Annotated in this window: 17 protein-coding genes and 1 tRNA gene; 11 read left to right on the plus strand and 7 right to left on the minus strand. The window is 66.8% G+C overall.

Features of this window, described 5'->3' with window-relative positions; translation table 11 throughout:
* Positions 1-24: 24 nt before the first annotated feature.
* Positions 25-100: transfer RNA gene (locus LX13_RS04470), tRNA-Lys, on the plus strand.
* Between the two features lie 3 nt (positions 101-103).
* On the opposite strand, the gene LX13_RS04475 is transcribed toward LX13_RS04470, so the two are convergent.
* The gene (locus LX13_RS04475; protein WP_253660082.1) at positions 104-829 is read right to left on the minus strand and encodes a GAF and ANTAR domain-containing protein; all 726 of its coding nucleotides are present in this window, start codon (positions 827-829) and stop codon (positions 104-106) included.
* Between the two features lie 214 nt (positions 830-1,043).
* On the opposite strand from LX13_RS04475, the gene LX13_RS04480 reads away from it, so the two are divergent.
* Positions 1,044-1,253 carry a hypothetical protein gene (locus LX13_RS04480; RefSeq protein WP_253660083.1) on the plus strand — a complete coding sequence of 70 codons (210 nt, stop codon included), beginning with the start codon at positions 1,044-1,046 and terminating at the stop codon, positions 1,251-1,253.
* Positions 1,254-1,281: 28 nt separating this feature from the next.
* Here the strand turns inward: LX13_RS04480 and LX13_RS04485 are convergent, their stop codons facing one another.
* Positions 1,282-2,388: a GlxA family transcriptional regulator gene (locus LX13_RS04485; protein ID WP_253660084.1), complete on the minus strand. Its 1,107-nt coding sequence runs from the start codon at positions 2,386-2,388 to the stop codon at positions 1,282-1,284.
* A gap of 59 nt (positions 2,389-2,447) precedes the next feature.
* On the opposite strand from LX13_RS04485, the gene LX13_RS04490 reads away from it, so the two are divergent.
* Positions 2,448-3,032, plus strand: coding sequence for a TetR/AcrR family transcriptional regulator (locus LX13_RS04490; RefSeq protein WP_253660085.1), 585 nt, complete (start codon positions 2,448-2,450; stop codon positions 3,030-3,032).
* Here LX13_RS04490 and LX13_RS04495 read toward each other — a convergent pair whose 3' ends face one another.
* The gene (locus LX13_RS04495) at positions 3,033-3,461 is read right to left on the minus strand and encodes a winged helix-turn-helix transcriptional regulator (RefSeq protein WP_253660086.1); all 429 of its coding nucleotides are present in this window, start codon (positions 3,459-3,461) and stop codon (positions 3,033-3,035) included.
* A 112-nt stretch (positions 3,462-3,573) separates the two neighbouring features.
* Here LX13_RS04495 and LX13_RS04500 point away from each other — a divergent pair, with 112 nt between their 5' ends.
* Positions 3,574-4,455, plus strand: a complete 882-nt coding sequence (locus LX13_RS04500; RefSeq protein WP_253660087.1) for an aldo/keto reductase family oxidoreductase — start codon at positions 3,574-3,576, stop codon at positions 4,453-4,455.
* Between the two features lie 90 nt (positions 4,456-4,545).
* Here LX13_RS04500 and LX13_RS04505 read toward each other — a convergent pair whose 3' ends face one another.
* From LX13_RS04505 to LX13_RS04520, 4 genes are all read right to left on the minus strand, one after another.
* Positions 4,546-5,019 (minus strand): hypothetical protein, encoded by a 474-nt coding sequence (locus LX13_RS04505; protein WP_253660088.1) that lies wholly within the window; start codon positions 5,017-5,019, stop codon positions 4,546-4,548.
* Between the two features lie 152 nt (positions 5,020-5,171).
* Entirely contained in the window at positions 5,172-5,855 is a 684-nt protein-coding gene (locus LX13_RS04510) for a response regulator (RefSeq protein ID WP_253660089.1), read from the minus strand.
* On the minus strand, positions 5,852-7,528 hold the full coding sequence (locus LX13_RS04515; protein ID WP_253660565.1) for an ATP-binding protein: 1,677 nt from the start codon (positions 7,526-7,528) through the stop codon (positions 5,852-5,854). The genes LX13_RS04510 and LX13_RS04515 overlap by 4 nt, the downstream gene beginning before the upstream one ends.
* A gap of 132 nt (positions 7,529-7,660) precedes the next feature.
* Positions 7,661-9,127, minus strand: a complete 1,467-nt coding sequence (locus LX13_RS04520) for a CitMHS family transporter (protein WP_253660090.1) — start codon at positions 9,125-9,127, stop codon at positions 7,661-7,663.
* Positions 9,128-9,331: 204 nt separating this feature from the next.
* Here LX13_RS04520 and LX13_RS04525 point away from each other — a divergent pair, with 204 nt between their 5' ends.
* From LX13_RS04525 to dusB, 7 genes are all read left to right on the plus strand, one after another.
* A complete protein-coding gene (locus tag LX13_RS04525) occupies positions 9,332-10,240 on the plus strand; it encodes an alpha/beta fold hydrolase (RefSeq protein WP_253660091.1) in 909 nt (302 codons plus the stop codon).
* Positions 10,237-11,064, plus strand: a complete 828-nt coding sequence (locus LX13_RS04530; protein WP_253660092.1) for an endo alpha-1,4 polygalactosaminidase — start codon at positions 10,237-10,239, stop codon at positions 11,062-11,064. The genes LX13_RS04525 and LX13_RS04530 overlap by 4 nt, the downstream gene beginning before the upstream one ends.
* A 212-nt stretch (positions 11,065-11,276) precedes the next feature.
* Positions 11,277-12,752, plus strand: a complete 1,476-nt coding sequence (locus LX13_RS04535; RefSeq protein WP_253660093.1) for an ABC transporter substrate-binding protein/permease — start codon at positions 11,277-11,279, stop codon at positions 12,750-12,752.
* Positions 12,749-13,585, plus strand: a complete 837-nt coding sequence (locus LX13_RS04540) for an amino acid ABC transporter ATP-binding protein (protein WP_253660094.1) — start codon at positions 12,749-12,751, stop codon at positions 13,583-13,585. The genes LX13_RS04535 and LX13_RS04540 overlap by 4 nt, the downstream gene beginning before the upstream one ends.
* Before the next feature lie 51 nt (positions 13,586-13,636).
* Positions 13,637-14,143 (plus strand): nuclear transport factor 2 family protein, encoded by a 507-nt coding sequence (locus LX13_RS04545; RefSeq protein WP_253660095.1) that lies wholly within the window; start codon positions 13,637-13,639, stop codon positions 14,141-14,143.
* Positions 14,144-14,249: 106 nt separating this feature from the next.
* Positions 14,250-15,242, plus strand: a complete 993-nt coding sequence (locus LX13_RS04550; protein WP_253660096.1) for an acyl-ACP desaturase — start codon at positions 14,250-14,252, stop codon at positions 15,240-15,242.
* Positions 15,243-15,381: 139 nt separating this feature from the next.
* On the plus strand, positions 15,382-16,467 hold the full coding sequence (gene dusB, locus LX13_RS04555) for a tRNA dihydrouridine synthase DusB (protein ID WP_253660566.1): 1,086 nt from the start codon (positions 15,382-15,384) through the stop codon (positions 16,465-16,467).
* Positions 16,468-16,512 lie beyond the last annotated feature (45 nt).

The following is a 16,512-nucleotide window of genomic DNA, read 5'->3' on the forward strand; positions in this document are numbered from 1 at the left end:
CCGCGGATGTTTCCGCGAGCTCATGCCCCTATAGCTCAGTTGGTAGAGCTACGGACTTTTAATCCGCAGGTCGTAGGTTCGAGCCCTACTGGGGGCACCAGCGTCACGATTCCGAGTGCACCGACGGGATCGGATGATCTGCGTCGATCAGCTGTCGCGCGAGCTCGACGACCGGGGTGTTCGAGTCCTGCGACAGCCGCCGGATCAGCTCCCACGCCCGCAGCGCGTCGATGTCGAAGCGCTCCATGATCATTCCCTTGGCCTGCCCGATGATGTCGCGACTGGCCAGCGCACTCGCGAACTGCTCCTCGCGGCGCGCGGCGTGCAGGGCGAGCGCAGCATGGGTCGCGACCGCGATCCCGAGCTCCTCGGCCTCGGCCGTGAAAGCCCCGGGCTGACCGCTGTGGATGTTCAGCGAACCCATGGCGGCATCACTGCGGTACAGCTGGAACGCGATGGTCGATCTGACCGGTGTCTCACTCAGCGCGAGAGCGATGAACTCGGGCCACCGCGTCTCCGACCCGTAATCGTCCGAGCGGACGATGTGGCCTCTCCATTCGGTGGCCGCTTGCACGCACGGGCCCGCCCCTACCGATTCCTGCAGGTGATCGACGTGTTTCGCGATGTCGTCGGTCGGTGCGACCGATACGACCCTGCGTTTGGACACCAGCGTGATACCGGCCCATTCGGCCCCGGGGACCTGTTCGACGGCGGCTGCGGTGACCGAGGTCAACAGGTCCGACTCGTCGGCGGGGAGTTGTTCGAAGAGTTCACGGGCCTTGTCGGCCATCGCGGTCAAGCGGGTCGTGACGTCGTTGTTGTCGCTCAATGTCGGCCTCCACGGGCGCGACACCCTCCGTTGCCGCGCGCTGAACTGGTTGCGCGCCTGCAGCCTTGACGGACAGCAGGCGCGGCAGCCGGTTGTTTCAGCCGCACTCCGACCATTAAACACAATGGCGGTGACGGCACGGAAAGAACCACCTACTCCAATGTTGGTGTGGCATTGACCCACCCGAGGGGGCGCCGTGATGGATCATCGGGTCATGACGACACCGCCGGGACACACACCCGAGGAACTCGACGACGACGCGCTGATCGCGGAGATCAAGCGGTTGCGCGACGCCGTACAGGCCGAGTTCGATTCACTGACCTCCGACGGGGACCGTTCCGGCCACGACGCACGGGTCGCCGAGCTCGACGCCGCCACGAGGGCCGCGAAGGGGCGAGGACTCGACGTACCACTCGGTAAGTGACTGCTGAAGCCACGGCGACCTAGTGCCCCTACGCGGGATCGGCCAGTTGTTCGGCACCGAGATCCGCAGCGATGGAACGACTTTGCGAACGGTCGTCGATACGGGTCACCAACGCTTCACCCTCAGGCGCGCTCTCGTCGACGACGTCGCTCGACACCGTCGACCGGAAGCGGCGCTGGTATTTGCTCGGCGAGATGCCCAGTCGGGCGACGAACGCGCGTCGTAGGGCCTCGCCGCTGCCGTATCCGGCGGCGGTCGCGGTCTCGGTGACCGACAGGCCGGCGTCGAGCTTGTCGCGCGCGAGCGCGAAGCGAACCTGCGCGACGTACTCCGCCGGTGAGCTCTCGAGTTCGGCGCGGAACAACCGGGTGAGATGGCGTGCACTGACACCGGCGTGGGCGGCCAGCGACCGGACCGTGTGCGCCTCGGTGGGATCGGCGCAGATGAGGTCGGTCAGCTCACGGACGAGGTCGCTGCGCGGGACCGGACCGGTCAACGACGCGGAGAACTGCGACTGTCCGCCGGCCCGCTGCATGTAGACCAGCAGCGACTGCGCGACGCGGCGCGCAGCGTGCGGACCGTGATCCTCCTCGACCAGCGCCAACGCGAGATCCATACCCGCAGCCACCCCGGCCGAGCTGTAGACGTTGCCGTCGCGGACGAAGATCGAATCGGGTTCGACGTCCACCGCCGGGTACAACCGGGCCAGGTTGTCGGTGAACTTCCAGTGCGTGGTCGCGCGCCGACCGTCGAGAACCCCGAGTGCCGCGAGGACGAAGGCGCCGCTGCAGACCGACGCCAGCCTCCGGGTGCCCTGGGCGAGACTGGTGGTCGCCGCGAGCACCTCGGGGGTGACGAACCGGCTCGGCGACATCTCGCTGCCCGGGATGATCACCGTGTCGCACCATCCGGCGTCGGCTGCCGCGGCCGACACCGACATCCGCGCGCCGATCGATGTGGCGACATCGTTGCCGTCCGGCGACACCAACACCACGTCGTAGTTGTCGACCGTCTGATTGGCCTCGATGAACACCTCTGCGGGCCCTGCGAAATCCAACATCTTGACGCCGTCGAAGACCAGGATGCCGATACGCCGTCGGGGAACGGGGCCGGTCGGTAGATCGAGCAGCGTCATAGTTATGGAATTGTGCCTCCACAATCCCGATTCCGCCACACATTGCTACGTTTGTCGCCATGGGACGCCCACGCCGGTTCGACGAGAACGCGTTGATCGACGCCGCCGAGGAACTGTTCTGGTCGCGTGGCTTCGACGGCACCTCGGTCGAGGACGTGTCGGCGGCGACCGGCGTCGGCAACGGCAGCATCTACGCCGCGTACTCGAACAAGATGGGTCTGTTCGTCGCTGTTCTCGACCGGTACTGCGACCGCCGGGCGGCGTTCGTGCAGGCAACACTCGACGCCACCGGCGGTTCGGCCAAGCACGCGGTCCGCGTGTACTTCGACGCCGTGATCGCCGACTGCGGGTCGCACCCGGACCGTCGCGGGTGCCTGATGTTGAACACGCTGGCGCACATGGGGGATCGCGTGCCCGCCGTGACCACCGTCATCGGCCGCGCCACGCAACGCATGGAAACCGCGGTGGCACATCGACTCCGCGGGCCGGGATTCGACGAGCTGCCCGAGGCGGAGATCTCGGCGCTGAGCGCTCACGTCGTGATGGTGTCGCAGGGTCTGATCCAACTCAGCCGCCTGGGCACGTCACCACCACGCCTCGCTGAGATCGCCGCTGTGTCAGCCGATCTGCTGCCCACCGCCTGATCAATCACGGTCGGCGTCGAACGTCTTACGGCGAGTGAACACCTCGTCCATGTTCGCCTGGGCCCACTCCTTGACGCCGCCGATGACGTGGTTCAGAGACAGACCCAGATCCGTCAGCTCGTAGGACACCGTCACGGGGACGGTCGGCGTGACCGTTCGGGAGACCAGACCATCGCGCTCCAGCGAACGCAGCGTCTGGGTCAGCATCTTCTGACTGACACCGGCGAGCAGGCGCCCCAGTTCGGAGTAGCGCATCGCACGGGGTTCACCGTCGCATCCGGCTCCGCCGCCACCGAGACCGACCAGGATCAACGTGACCCATTTGTCGGAGATTCGATCCAGCAGATGGCGACTAGGGCATCCGGCCAGGAATGCGTCGTAGTCCACCTTGGCCTGCGCTCGCTTCTGGGCCGCTGTCGTCGTCGCCATCGAACACCTCTTCCTGGTCGGAGAGTTACGCACTTACAGGTGCCTACTTCCCGTTGGGATGCTACCCGGCCAGAATTTCAGGTGACAGACCACCAGAACGAAAGGCACACGAATGAGCACGTCCTCGTCATCCCTCCCCGGCGGAACCTGGCCGTTGGGTGAGCTGGCCATGACCCGCGTCGGCTACGGCGCCATGCAACTCGCAGGACCGGGGGTGATGGGCCCGCCCGCCGACGTCGACGCTGCGATCGAGACCTTGCGCGGGGTCGTCGAACTGGGAATCACCCACATCGACACCGCCGACGCGTACGGACCGCGCATCACCAACGAACTGATCCGAACGGCCCTGCACCCATACCCGAAATCCCTGCACATCGTGACAAAGGTCGGCGCGAGGCGGGACGAGCACGGCGGATGGCCACCGGCACGCGGGCAGGAGGACGTGCGCCGCGCGGTGCAGGACAACCTGGAGACACTCGGCCTCGACGTCCTGGACGTGGTCAACCTCCGCCTGGGCGACGCCACCGGGCCACAGGACGGTTCGGTTGCCGAGCCGTTCGAGACGCTGGTCGAACTCCAGCAGCGCGGCCTCATCCGACATGTCGGGGTGAGCAATGCGACAGCGGAACAGGTCGCCGAGGCCCGCTCGATCGCCCCGATCGTCTGCGTCCAGAACATGTACAACCTCGCCCATCGGCAGGACGACGAGCTGATCGACGAACTCGCCGCCGCCGGTATCGCCTACGTGCCGTTCTTTCCCCTCGGCGGCTTCAGCCCGCTGCAGTCCTCGGCGCTCTCGGCCGTGGCCGATCGATTGGGGTCGACGCCGATGTCGGTGGGCCTGGCCTGGTTGCTCCAGCGGTCGCCGAACATCCTGCTGATCCCGGGGACTTCGTCGTCGACGCATCTGCGCGAGAACACATTCGGTGCCGGGCTCACACTGTCCGATGACGATTGGGCCGCGCTCGACCAGATCGGTCGGCCGGCGCAGTGAACTGTCCATCGGCCTGACACGACGAAGCCGACCGGCGCCGCGCGTGGGGTCGCGGGCACCGGTCGGCGGGGGGGTGTGGAAACTACGAGTTCAGCGTCCTCCGAGCAGACCCTGCAGGGTGTTGTTCAGGCCGGTGCCCACGCTCGTCAGCGTTTCGGTGCCCGCGGTGCCCAGGTTCTTCTGGGTCTCCGAGCCCGCGGTGCCGAGGTTGGTCTGGGTCTCCGAACCGGCGGTGCCCAGGTTCTTCTGGGTCTCCGAGCCCGCGGTGCCCAGGTTCTTCTGGGTCTCCGAGCCCGCGGTGCCCAGGTTCTTCTGGGTCTCCGAGCCCGCGGTGCCCAGGTTCTGCTGAGTCTGCGAGCCGGCAGTGCCCAGGTTCTGCTGCGTCTGGCTGCCCGCGGTGCCCAGCTGGGTGATCGTCTGGGTTCCTGCGGTGCCGAGCTGGTTGAGCAGAGACGGCGCTGCGGACGCGGTGCCCGCGCCCAGAACCGCGGCGAAAGCAGCAGCTGCTGCGACAGATCCGGCGAGAGTTCCGATGCGCTTGGCGCGTGCGATGTTGTTTGTCATGAGTGAGATACAACACCGCGAATTCTCTGTCGAATAGTGCTTTGACCAGGGTTTTCGAAGTAGGGGGATGATCCCCCGATCCCCTATCGGTGATCAGCCGAGAATCCCCCGCATCGATCAGGGGAAATCCCCGCACCCCCTATATCGACCCCCTACGGGGCCGATTCGACACCGGGTAATCGATATTCCTGTTTCGGTCGCCCGGTGCTGCCGTATCGCAGCTTCATCACCAGTTGTCCGTCGGCCACCAGCGAGGCCAGGTACCGACGAGCGGTGGGTGGGGAGATGCCGACGACCGAGGAGAGTTCGTCGGCGAACATCGGGCGCGCCTGGTCTGCGAAGGCCCCGAGAATCGACTTCTCGGTCTGCGAACTCTCGTCCCCACGAGCCTGTGGGACGCGGTCGCCCCGCATGGTCGCCACGGCCGAATCCACCTGTGCCTGACCCAGAGTGGTGGTGTCGACGATGCGCCGGTACTGCGCGTAGCCGGCCAGTCGGCGGGCCAGTTCGGTGTTCTCGAAGGGCTTGATGAGATACGCCAGCGCACCGGCAGTGAAGGCGTGACGGACGGCCGTCGCGCTCTCCTCAGCCGTGACGACGAAAGCGTCGCAACGCATCTCGCGGATCAACTCGATGCCGGAACCGTCGGGCAGGTGGACGTCGACGAGCGCCAGATCGATCTCGGGGTGGTCGACGAGTGCGGTCCGTGCCTCGGCGATGCTGCCGACCCTGGCCTCGGTGCGGAACCCGATCATCGCGTCGGCGATCGACGCGTGCAGTGCCGCCACGCGGAAGTCGTCGTCGACGACCAGCAGCGATAGCTCGTTCCTGCTCATCGGACACCACCCTCACGCAGCACATCGGGGATCCGCGCGACCATGATCGCGCCGCCCAACGGATTCTCGTCCCCGATGCTCTCACCCGTGACTGCGTCGGCTGCCGACCCGGGGTCACCGATCACCACGTCGCCGCCGTGTCCTCGGGCCGACTGCCGGGACAGCGCGAGGCCCATGCCGCGGCCCCCGGGGACCGCGGAGTCGGCATGGGTCGTCACGCCCTCGGTGAACACGTCGCCGGGGTCGGGGACGCTGATGCCGTCACCACTGTCGGCCACAGTGACCAGGAGGTTCGCGTCCTCCATGACAAGCTCGACCTCCACGACCCGCGGTTCGCGACCACCGGTGCGCGCTGCGTCGATGGCGTTGTCGACCAGGTTGCCGACGATGGTGATCACGTCGACCGGCGACACCAACTCGCCGTCCACCCACGTCTGCGGGCCGAGGGTGAGCACGACGCCACTCTCCCGGGCCGCGGCCGCCTTGGCGTCGAGAAAGGCGTGCAGGTGGGGTTCGGCGACGTTGTCGAGGCCCGGCACCTCGATCGCATAGCGTCCGCTGCCGGTCACCTCGTCGAGGTAATCGAGTGCCGCGGCGGCATCGCCCTGACGGATCAGACCGGCGACCACGTGGATCCGGTTCGCCGACTCGTGGCGCTGGGCACGCAACGCGTCGCTGATCGCCTTGATCGACGCGACCTCACGCGTGAGTCCCTCGACGTCGGTGCGGTCGACCACCGACACCACGATGCCGAGGTCACGGCCGTCCTGTCGGACCCGCCGGGAGCTCACGAGCACGATCCGGTCACCGACGGCCGCAGCGCGCGGGATCTCGACCGGGTCGCGGGCCACCTCCAGCACACGCGGCGTCAGGCCGACGGTCTCGATGCGTTGCCCGACGTCTCCGGTCAGCGCCAGCAGATCGCGGGCCCGGTCGTTGATCACCCGCACCACACCACCGGCGTCGACCGCGACGACGCCGTCGCCGATCGAGTGCAACACCGCCTGCTGCTCACGGACGAGCTCGGTGAGCTGATCGGGCTCGAGGCCGAGCGTGAGTCGACGCCATCGGCGGGCCAACGCGATCGACCCGATGATCCCGATCGCCAACGCCACCAACGCGATCGCCGACGTCGTGAACAGGTCGTCGCGGACATCACCGCCGATCTTCTCCGTCGAGATGCCGACGCTGACGAGTCCGATGACCGCACCCGTGCGGGCGAAGATCGGCACCTTGGCCCGCACCGACTCCCCGAGGGTGCCGCGATCGGTGTTGACGTCCTCGTCGCCGCCGAGCGCCCTCGTGGGGTCGGTGCTCAACGGCTTGCCGAGTTCGTCGATCTCGGGGTGCGCCAACCGGATACCGCGGTCGTTGGCGATCACGACGAACAACGCGCCGGTGCGGGCGGCGACCGCACGCGCCTGATTCTCCAACGGTCCGTCGGCCAAGACGGCGCCGGTCGGCGACACCGTGCCGCCTGCCGACGCGTACCGGGCGACCTCGTCACGTACCTGTTGATCGCTGGCCACCGACCGCGCGATCGCCAGTGCGCGCTGGGCGTATTCGTCCCGAAGCCGATCACCGGAACCGGCGATCAGAACCCCGAATCCCACCGCGAGGCTGATCGCGATGACGACGATCTGCAGCAGCAGGACCTGGGTGCGCAGCTTCATGGGTCCGGATCGCAAGGGTCTGGCGCGCATCACCTCACCGACCCGGGCCATCAGACCAGGGTAGGCACCCGGCGGATGACGGGTGCCCACCTTGGACGAGATCGCGGAGCCGACGGTCAGAAAGGGCTCAGCTCACAACGGGATCTGACCGACGAGGACGCCGACCGCCAGCATCGTCAGCGAGACGACGGCCGCGCGCCACAGCACCTTCTTGTGATGGTCGGCCAGCGACACCCCGGCGAGGGCGATGAGCAGCAGGATCGCGGGCACCAGCGGGCTCTGCATGTGGAACGGCTGACCGGTGATGGAGGCGCGGGCCACCTCGGAGGGGTCGATGCCGTACTTGCCCGCGGTCTCCGAGAGCACCGGCAGCACACCGAAGTAGAAGGCGTCGTTGGACATGAAGAACGTGAACGGGATCGACAGGACGCCGATGACGATGGCCATGTGCGGTCCGAGGAACTCCGGCAGGATGGAGGTCAGCCACTGTGCGATGTCGGAGACCATGCCGGTCCCGGACATGACACCGGTGAGTACGGCGGCGGCGAGCACCATCGCCACCACGGCGACGATCGAGGACGAGTGCCGCGTGATGGCGGCCTGCTGCTCGGCGACGCGGGGAAAGTTGATGACCAGCGCGATGCCGGCGGCGATCATGAACAGAACCGGGATGGCGATGACGTCCATACCGAGCACGGCGAGCAGGGCAACGGTCAGACCGGCGTTGACCCACAACAGCTTCGGGCGCAGTGTCTCCCGGTTCTCGTCGAGCGCTCCCCCGGCGAAGCCGGAGTTCTTGGTGTCACCGGCGAAACCGGAGTTCGTGGAACCGGAGTCGGCGGCCGGGGCGTCGTCGGTGTCGTCGGGGCCGTCGCCGGTACCCATCGACCGACGGGGCGGGGTTCCACCGGGGCCGTCGAGAACGGCGATCGAGGAGTCACCGCCGGAACCCGAACGGGCGAGCACGGATTCGCGGATCTCGATCTTACCGATGCGCCGACGCTCCATGATGCCGAGGTGGTAGCTGAACAGCAGCACGACGAGCAGTCCGACGACGAGCGACGGGATCATCGGGACGAACACGTCCGACGGTGAGACGCCGAGTGCCGCGGCGGCGCGGGTGGTCGGGCCTCCCCACGGGAGGATGTTCATCGTGCCGTTGGCCAGGCCGGCGACAACGGTGAGGACCACCGGGCTGACGCCGAGCTTGAGGTACAGCGGGAGCAGGGCGGAGGTGGTGATGATGAAGGTGGTCGAGCCGTCACCGTCGAGGGAGACGATCATCGCCAGGACCGCTGTTCCCAGAACGAGTTTCGCGGGATCGTCGCGGACCAGCTTCACCACGAGGCGGACCACCGGGTCGAAGAGTCCGACGTCGATCATGATCCCGAAGAACACGATCGCGAAGAACAGCATCGCCGCGGTCGGCGCGAGGTCCTTGATCCCGTCGGTGATCATGTCGCTGATACCCAGCCCGGCGCCGGCGAACAGACCGAACGCGACGGGCACCAACATCAGTGCGACCACCGGTGTCGAGCGCTTGGTGATGATGAGGAACATGAACGTGGCCACCATCAGTAGGCCGAGAGCTACAAGCATGTTGGGTACCGCTTCCTTGCGAGGCATGCATTCGGGGCGAAGTGATCTTCGCTACATCTGGAGTCTCGGGGTCGCGTGGATCACAGTCACGGTTGAGCGCGTAAGACTCGTTTTGCGCGTTTTGCTCACAGTTTCGATCGCACACGACGCCGCCGACCAGCCGGTTCCGCTCATCACCGTCGATGCCAGTGCCATGCTGGACTGATGATCGACGTAGTACGCCCCAAGATCGAGGGGTCCGTTGCCGTGGGAGAGGGCCGTCGCATCGGCTTCGCCGAGTTCGGCTCACCCCATGGACGTGCGGTTTTCTGGCTCCACGGCACGCCGGGGGCTCGTCGCCAGATCCCCCTCGAAGCGCGCCGCTGGGCCGACGCGGAGAACATCCGGATCATCGGACTCGACCGGCCCGGCGTCGGGTCGTCCACGCCGTACCGGTACCCGTCGGTCTTCGGTTTCGCCGATGACCTGCGCACCGTCGCCGACACTCTCGGCGTCGACCAGATGGCGATGATCGGCCTGTCCGGGGGCGGTCCCTACGCCCTGGGAGTCGCCGCCGCGTTGCCCGAACGTGTCGTCGTCGCCGGAATCCTCGGCGGTGTCGCGCCGACCGTCGGCCCGGATGCCGTCTCGGGCGGGGCCATGGAACTCGGTCGCCACGCGGCGGGCATCCTGCAGGTCGCAGGCGCGCCCATCGGACGAACGGTCAGCTCGTTCATCCGCGTCGCCCGCCCGATTGCGAGCCCGGCCATCGGGATCTACGGACTGCTCTCCCCCAAGGCCGATCGGCAGTTGCTCGCCCGCCCGGAGTTCAAGGCCATGTTCCTCGATGACCTCCTCAACGGGGGCCGCCATCGCATGGAGGCACCGTTCGCCGACGTCGTCGTGTTCTCTCGTGATTGGGGTTTCCGGGTCGGTGACGTCACCGTCCCGGTGCGCTGGTGGCACGGCGACCGCGACCACATCATCCCGCACCGCCACGGCGAGCACATGGTGGATCTGCTGCCCGACGCGAAGCTGTTCACCATGCCCGGCGACAGTCACCTCGGCGGTCTCGGCATGGCCACCGACATCCTCGCCGAGCTGATGTCGGTGTGGGACAACAGCGGTCGGTGAGGGCGCCTGCTCTGCTGGTGATCGCGGCGCTCGCGCTGGCGGCGTGTTCGACCGCCGACAACACCGACGCGGGACCCACGTCGTCACCTGCACGGACAACGGTCGGGGTCACGCTGCCCCCAACCACGGGCGGCTTCGACTATCAACTCGGCGGGGCGTACCCGCCGCCTGCCGGCGTCACCGTCGTCGAGCGAGACAGCACCACTGATCCTGTGCCCGGTGTGTACTCGGTCTGTTACGTCAACGGTTTTCAGACGCAGCCCGGGGTCACGTGGCCCGATGAGCTCCTCGTCCACCGCAGCGATGGTTCGCTGCTCGTCGACCCGGGGTGGCCCGACGAGCATCTGATCGACCTGTCGACATCGGCCCACCGCAGGTCGGCAGCCGATCGCCACCAGACGACCATCGACCTGTGCGCACGAAAGGGATTCCGCGCCGTCGAGTTCGACAACCTCGACTCGTATACGCGGTCGAAGGGGGCATTCGGAGTCGACGACGCCATCGACTTCGCCCGCATGCTCACCGACCGCGCGCACGATGCCGGGCTCGCGGTCGCACAGAAGAACGCCGCCGATCTCGTCGACCGAGGGCGGACCGAGGTCGGTTTCGACTTCGCCATCTCCGAGGAGTGCGACCGCTACGACGAGTGCTCGGAGTTCGCGAGTGCCTACGGCGACCACGTCTACGACATCGAGTACACCGATGACCTACGCGACAGTTTCAGCGATGCATGTCAACGGTCCGACACTCCGCGCATGACGATCCTGCGCGACCGGGATCTCGTGGCACCGGACAACCCGGCACATCGCTACGACCACTGCTGAGCACGTCACGACGTGCCCGTGCCGACCGTGCCGAAAATGACCGTCGAGCGTGCGGTCTCCGCGCACCAGTTGACGTCCACGCTTCGCCGCCGCACGCTCGGCGCGCATTTTCGGCACGGTCGGCGGTACTTATCGGCACGGTCGGCGGAAAGTTCCGCGCGGTCAGCGGGCCATTGGCGCACTGACCCGGTCTGGTGCTGCTTGGATGAGGCATGACCTTCAGATCGCACGCGCTGCGTAGATCTATGACGCTGCCGCTGCTGATCCTGACGATGCTGCTGGCCGTGATGGCGGGCTCCACGGCGCTGGCGTCGCGTGCCGATGCCGCACCCGCGATATCGACCATCGAGCCCGGCGTGCTGACGGTGGGTACCGAGGGGACGTACACGCCGTTCAGCTACCACGTGAATGGCACCGGCCCGATCACCGGCTTCGACATCGACGTGATCACCGACGTCGCCAAGAAACTCGGTCTGCGGGTCAAATTCGTCGAGACCCCCTTCGACAGCATCTTTCCCGCTCTGGAGGCGCGACGCTTCGACATCGTCGCCAACCAGATCTCGTACTCCGCCGAACGCGCGCAGAGATACGACCTCTCTGACTCGTACGTCGAGTCCGCCGGAGTGGTCGTCACCAAGTCGGATGACAATTCGATCAAATCGGTCAACGACCTGCGAGGGAAGACGTCGGCGCAGTCGCTGACCAGCAACTACGCCGAGATCGCGAAGTCCGCCGGTGCCGTGGTCGAACCCGTGCCGGGCTTCGACCAGGCCATCACCCTCGTCCGTCAGGGGCGTGTGCAGGCCACGGTGAACGACGAGCTCACCGTCAAGGACTTCCTGACCAGGACCGGCGACAAGTCCGTGAAGATCGCGGCGAAGACGCCCGACGTGAGCAAGCAGGTGTTCGCGGCCCGGAAGGGCTCGGGCCTGATGCCTGCCGTCAACGAGCAGATCACCGCATTGCGGTCGGACGGCACCCTCGACTCGACGTACGCCAAATACTTCGATGCAACCGACCGGGCACCGAGCGCCTGGAGCGTGGTGCGCCAGAACCTGGTGCCGCTGCTGAAGTCGGCGATCACGGGGACGATCCCGCTGACGGCGATCAGCTTTGTGATCGGCCTCGCGATCGCCCTCGGGGTGGCACTCGCCCGCATGTCGAGCCGTCGAGCCGTCAGCAGCATTGCCTCGCTGTACATCTCGATCATTCGCGGCACGCCGCTGCTGGTGCAGCTGTTCGTCATCTTCTACGCGCTGCCAGAGCTGGGCATCGTGGTGAGCCCGTTCCCGGCCGCGATCGTCGCCTTCAGCCTCAATGTCGGTGGCTACGCGGCCGAGATCATCCGTGCGGCGATCGAGTCGATCAACAAGGGCCAGTGGGAGGCAGCGGCGACCATCGGCATGAACTACACGACGACGCTGCGTCGGATCATCCTGCCGCAGGCCGCCCGCACCGCGGTTCCACCGCTGTCGAACACGCTCATCTCGCTGGTCAAGGACACATCGCTGGCGTCGACGATCCTGGTCACCGAGCTGTTCCGCCAGGCCCAGAACGCATCTGCGGCGACCTTCCAGTACCTCGCGCTGTACAGCACCGCAGCGGCGTACTACCTGGTGATCTGCCTGGTGTTGTCCTTCGGTCAATCCAATCTCGAGACCCGGCTCAGAAAGTTTGTGGCGACATGACCGATCCGAAGACCCTGCACGGCACCGACGTCGTCGAGGTCGCCGGCCTGACGAAGTCGTTCGACGGTCCCAAGGGCAAGCCCATCCAGGTGCTGCGCGACAACGACTTCTCCGTCGCCCCCGGATCGGTCACCGTGATCATCGGTCCGTCCGGGTCGGGCAAGACCACGATGCTCCGGTCGCTCAACGCCCTCGACATCCCCGACGCCGGCGTGATCCGCATCGGCGAGGTGAGCGTCGACTTCGCCGACCTCGGCACGCCGCGCAAGGGACTCGGATCCGGGCGCAAGCTCACCCGCGCCGACAACGCGCTGCTCGCGAGATATCGCCTGCAGAGCGGCATGGTGTTCCAGTCGCACAATCTCTTCCCCAACAAGACGGTGCTGCAGAACGTCACCGAGGGGCCGGTCATCGTGCAGAAGCGCGACGCCGAGGAGGCCCGCACCGAAGCGCACGCGCTTCTCGAACGGGTGGGCCTGGCCGAGCAGGCCGAGCAACTCCCTCATCAGCTCTCCGGCGGTCAGCAGCAGCGCGTGGGCATCGCCCGGGCGCTGGCGATGAAACCCACCGTCGTCCTGTTCGACGAACCCACCTCCGCACTCGACCCGGAACTCGTCGGCGACGTCCTGGGTGTCATCAAGGACCTCGCCGTCGAGGGCACGACGATGGTGATCGTCACCCACGAGATCCGCTTCGCCCAACAGGTCAGCAACCAGGTGTTGTTCATCGACGGCGGCGCCATCGTCGAGCGCGGCACCCCCGCCGACGTCATCGGGGCACCGAGCAACGAGCGCACCAAGACCTTCCTGAAACGCATTCTCGACCCCGCCTGAGCATCACCGACTCCCAACCAAGCGAGCGCTTGATCGCCTAGGGTGCGGGTCATGACTCCCCGCTTCGACGCCGATGAGTTGACCGCTGCGTTCCAGCAGTTCGAGCAGACCACCGAGCGGTGCGCCGCGACCGGTGCATGGGACCCGTGGGCCGAACAGTTCACCGTCGACGCCGATTACATCGAGCACGCGATGGGGACGATGAAAGGTCGCGAACAGATCCGCCCCTGGATCAAGAAGACGATGGGGTCGTTCCCGGGCAACCACATGGTGGCGTTCCCGTCGCTGTGGCACGTCACCGATCCGGCCACGGCACGGGTCATCTGCGAGATCGACAACCCGCTGCGCGACCCCGGCGACGGGTCGGTGATCACCGCGACGAACATCACGATCCTCACCTACGCGGGCGACGGCCTCTGGTCCTGCGAGGAGGACGTGTACAACCCCATGAAGTTCGGTCGCGCCGCCATGACCTGGTGCGTCCGGGCAAAGGAACTTGGCACCCTCACCGACGAGGCCCGGGCGTGGATGTCCACGACGGGTTCCTACTTCGCCTGAGCTGCGTTGGTATTCGTCACGACACCGTTGCGAAAAGTTGGGTCACCCAGGTCGGTCCCGTAGTCTTGATCCTTGATCACGCACGATGTCGAAGGGGTTGAAGTACATGGCACGCGATCTCACCCAACTCGAGCTCTTGCAGCAGCTGTCACCGGTTGCCGAGGAGAACGTGAATCGCCACCTGGCCGTGGCCAAGGACTGGAACCCGCACGACTACGTGCCGTGGGACGAGGGCAAGAACTTCGCCGCCCTCGGTGGTGTCGACTACTCCGACGATCAGTCCGAGCTCGGTGACGTCGCCAAGGCGGCCATGATCACCAACCTGCTGACCGAGGACAACCTGCCCTCGTACCACCGGGAGATCGCCAACAACTTCTCCACCGACGACGCCTGGGGTCACTGGGTGGGCCGGTGGACCGCCGAGGAGAACCGCCACGGTCTCGCCATGCGCGACTACCTGGTGGTCACCCGCGGTGTCGATCCCGTCGCCCTCGAAGAGGCGCGGATGATCCACATGACCAACAGCTTCACCTCGGTCGGTGTCGGTGGCGACCGCGCCGACGAGGTCGAGGCCCACGGTGGCGAACTCGGCCTGCTGCACACCGTCGCCTACGTGACGTTCCAGGAGCTCGCGACCCGCGTCTCGCACCGCAACACCGGTCGCGCCTGCAACGACCCCATCGCCGACAAGATGCTGCAGCGCATCGCGGCCGACGAGAACCTGCACATGATCTTCTACCGCAACGTCGTCGCCGCGGCGATGGATCTCGCGCCGGATCAGACCATGCGTGCGGTCACCGACGTCATCTGCAACTTCCAGATGCCCGGCGCCGGCATGCCCAACTTCCGTCGCCACGGCGTCCTGATGGCCAAGCACGGCATCTACGACCTCCGTCAGCACCACGAGGAAGTCGTCCTGCCCATCCTGCGCAAGCTCAACGTCTTCGACCGCGACGACTTCGGCGCACAGGGCCAGGCCGACCAGGAACGTCTCGGCCTCTTCGTCGAGAAGCTCGGCGAGGACACACTCAAGTTCGAGGAAATGCGTGATCGTGCGCTCGCCCGTGAGGCGGCAAAGCGCGAGGCGCGGGCTTCGTGAGGTTGTCCTGACCACCCTGATCGACACCCCGACCGCCGCACCGGAGACCTCCGACGCGGCGGTCTCGGTGTCCCCGGGCACACGTCCGGGACTGTCGATCGGGCCGTTCGATCTGCAGAGCCCGGTGGTGTTGGCACCGATGGCCGGCGTCACCAACGTCGCGTTCCGCTCACTGTGCCGCGAACTCGAACTCGCGCGCACCGGTACCGTCTCGGGCCTCTACGTCTGCGAGATGGTCACCGCTCGGGCGCTCGTCGAACGGCATCCGACCACGATGCACATGACGACGTTCGCCCCCGACGAGAACCCGCGGTCGATGCAGCTCTACACCGTCGATCCGGAGTACACCTACGCCGCGGCCAAGATGATCGTCGACGAGAACCTCGCCGACCACATCGACATGAACTTCGGATGCCCGGTCCCGAAGGTCACCCGCAAGGGTGGTGGGTCGGCAATTCCCTACAAGCGCAAGCTGTTCCAGAACATCGTCGCCGCAGCGGTGCGTGCCGTCGAGGGTACTGACGTGCCGGTCACGGTGAAGTTCCGCATCGGCATCGACGACGAACACCACACCCACCTCGACGCCGGTCGCATCGCGGCCGCCGAGGGCGCGAAAGCAGTTGCGCTACATGCCCGTACCGCGTCGCAGCGCTACTCCGGACGCGCGGACTGGGGCGAGATCTCCCGGCTCAAGGACCACGTGACCGACGTGCCGGTGCTCGGTAACGGCGACATCTTCGAGGCGCCGGACGCCGTCGCGATGATGGAACAGACCGGCTGCGACGGCGTCGTCATCGGCCGCGGCTGCCTCGGACGTCCGTGGCTGTTCGCCGAGCTGAGCGCCGAACTCAACGGATTGCCTTGTCCCACACCGCCGAACCTCGGGGAGGTCGGCGAGATCATCGTCCGACATGGGCGTCTGCTCGCCGACCACCACGGCGAGGACAAGGGCATGCGGGAGATCCGCAAGCATGTCGCCTGGTACCTCCGTGGTTTCCCGGTCGGCTCCGACATCCGTCGTGACCTCGCGCTGGTGACCACGGTCGACCAGCTCATCGATCTGGTCGGCACCCTGCCCGCCGATGCCCCGTTCCCGCTCGACGGCCACGGCCCGCGCGGACGACAGGGATCGCCCGCCGCGGTCGCCCTCCCGCACGGTTGGCTCGACGATCCCGACGACGATGCGGTCCCCGCAGGCGCCGAGATCATGCATTCGGGCGGTTAGTGCAGCCCCGCCGGAAACCGTTCCCACTCGGTCATACCGCCTCCT

This window comes from Williamsia maris (assembly GCF_024171815.1).
GTDB lineage: Bacteria > Actinomycetota > Actinomycetes > Mycobacteriales > Mycobacteriaceae > Williamsia_A > Williamsia_A maris.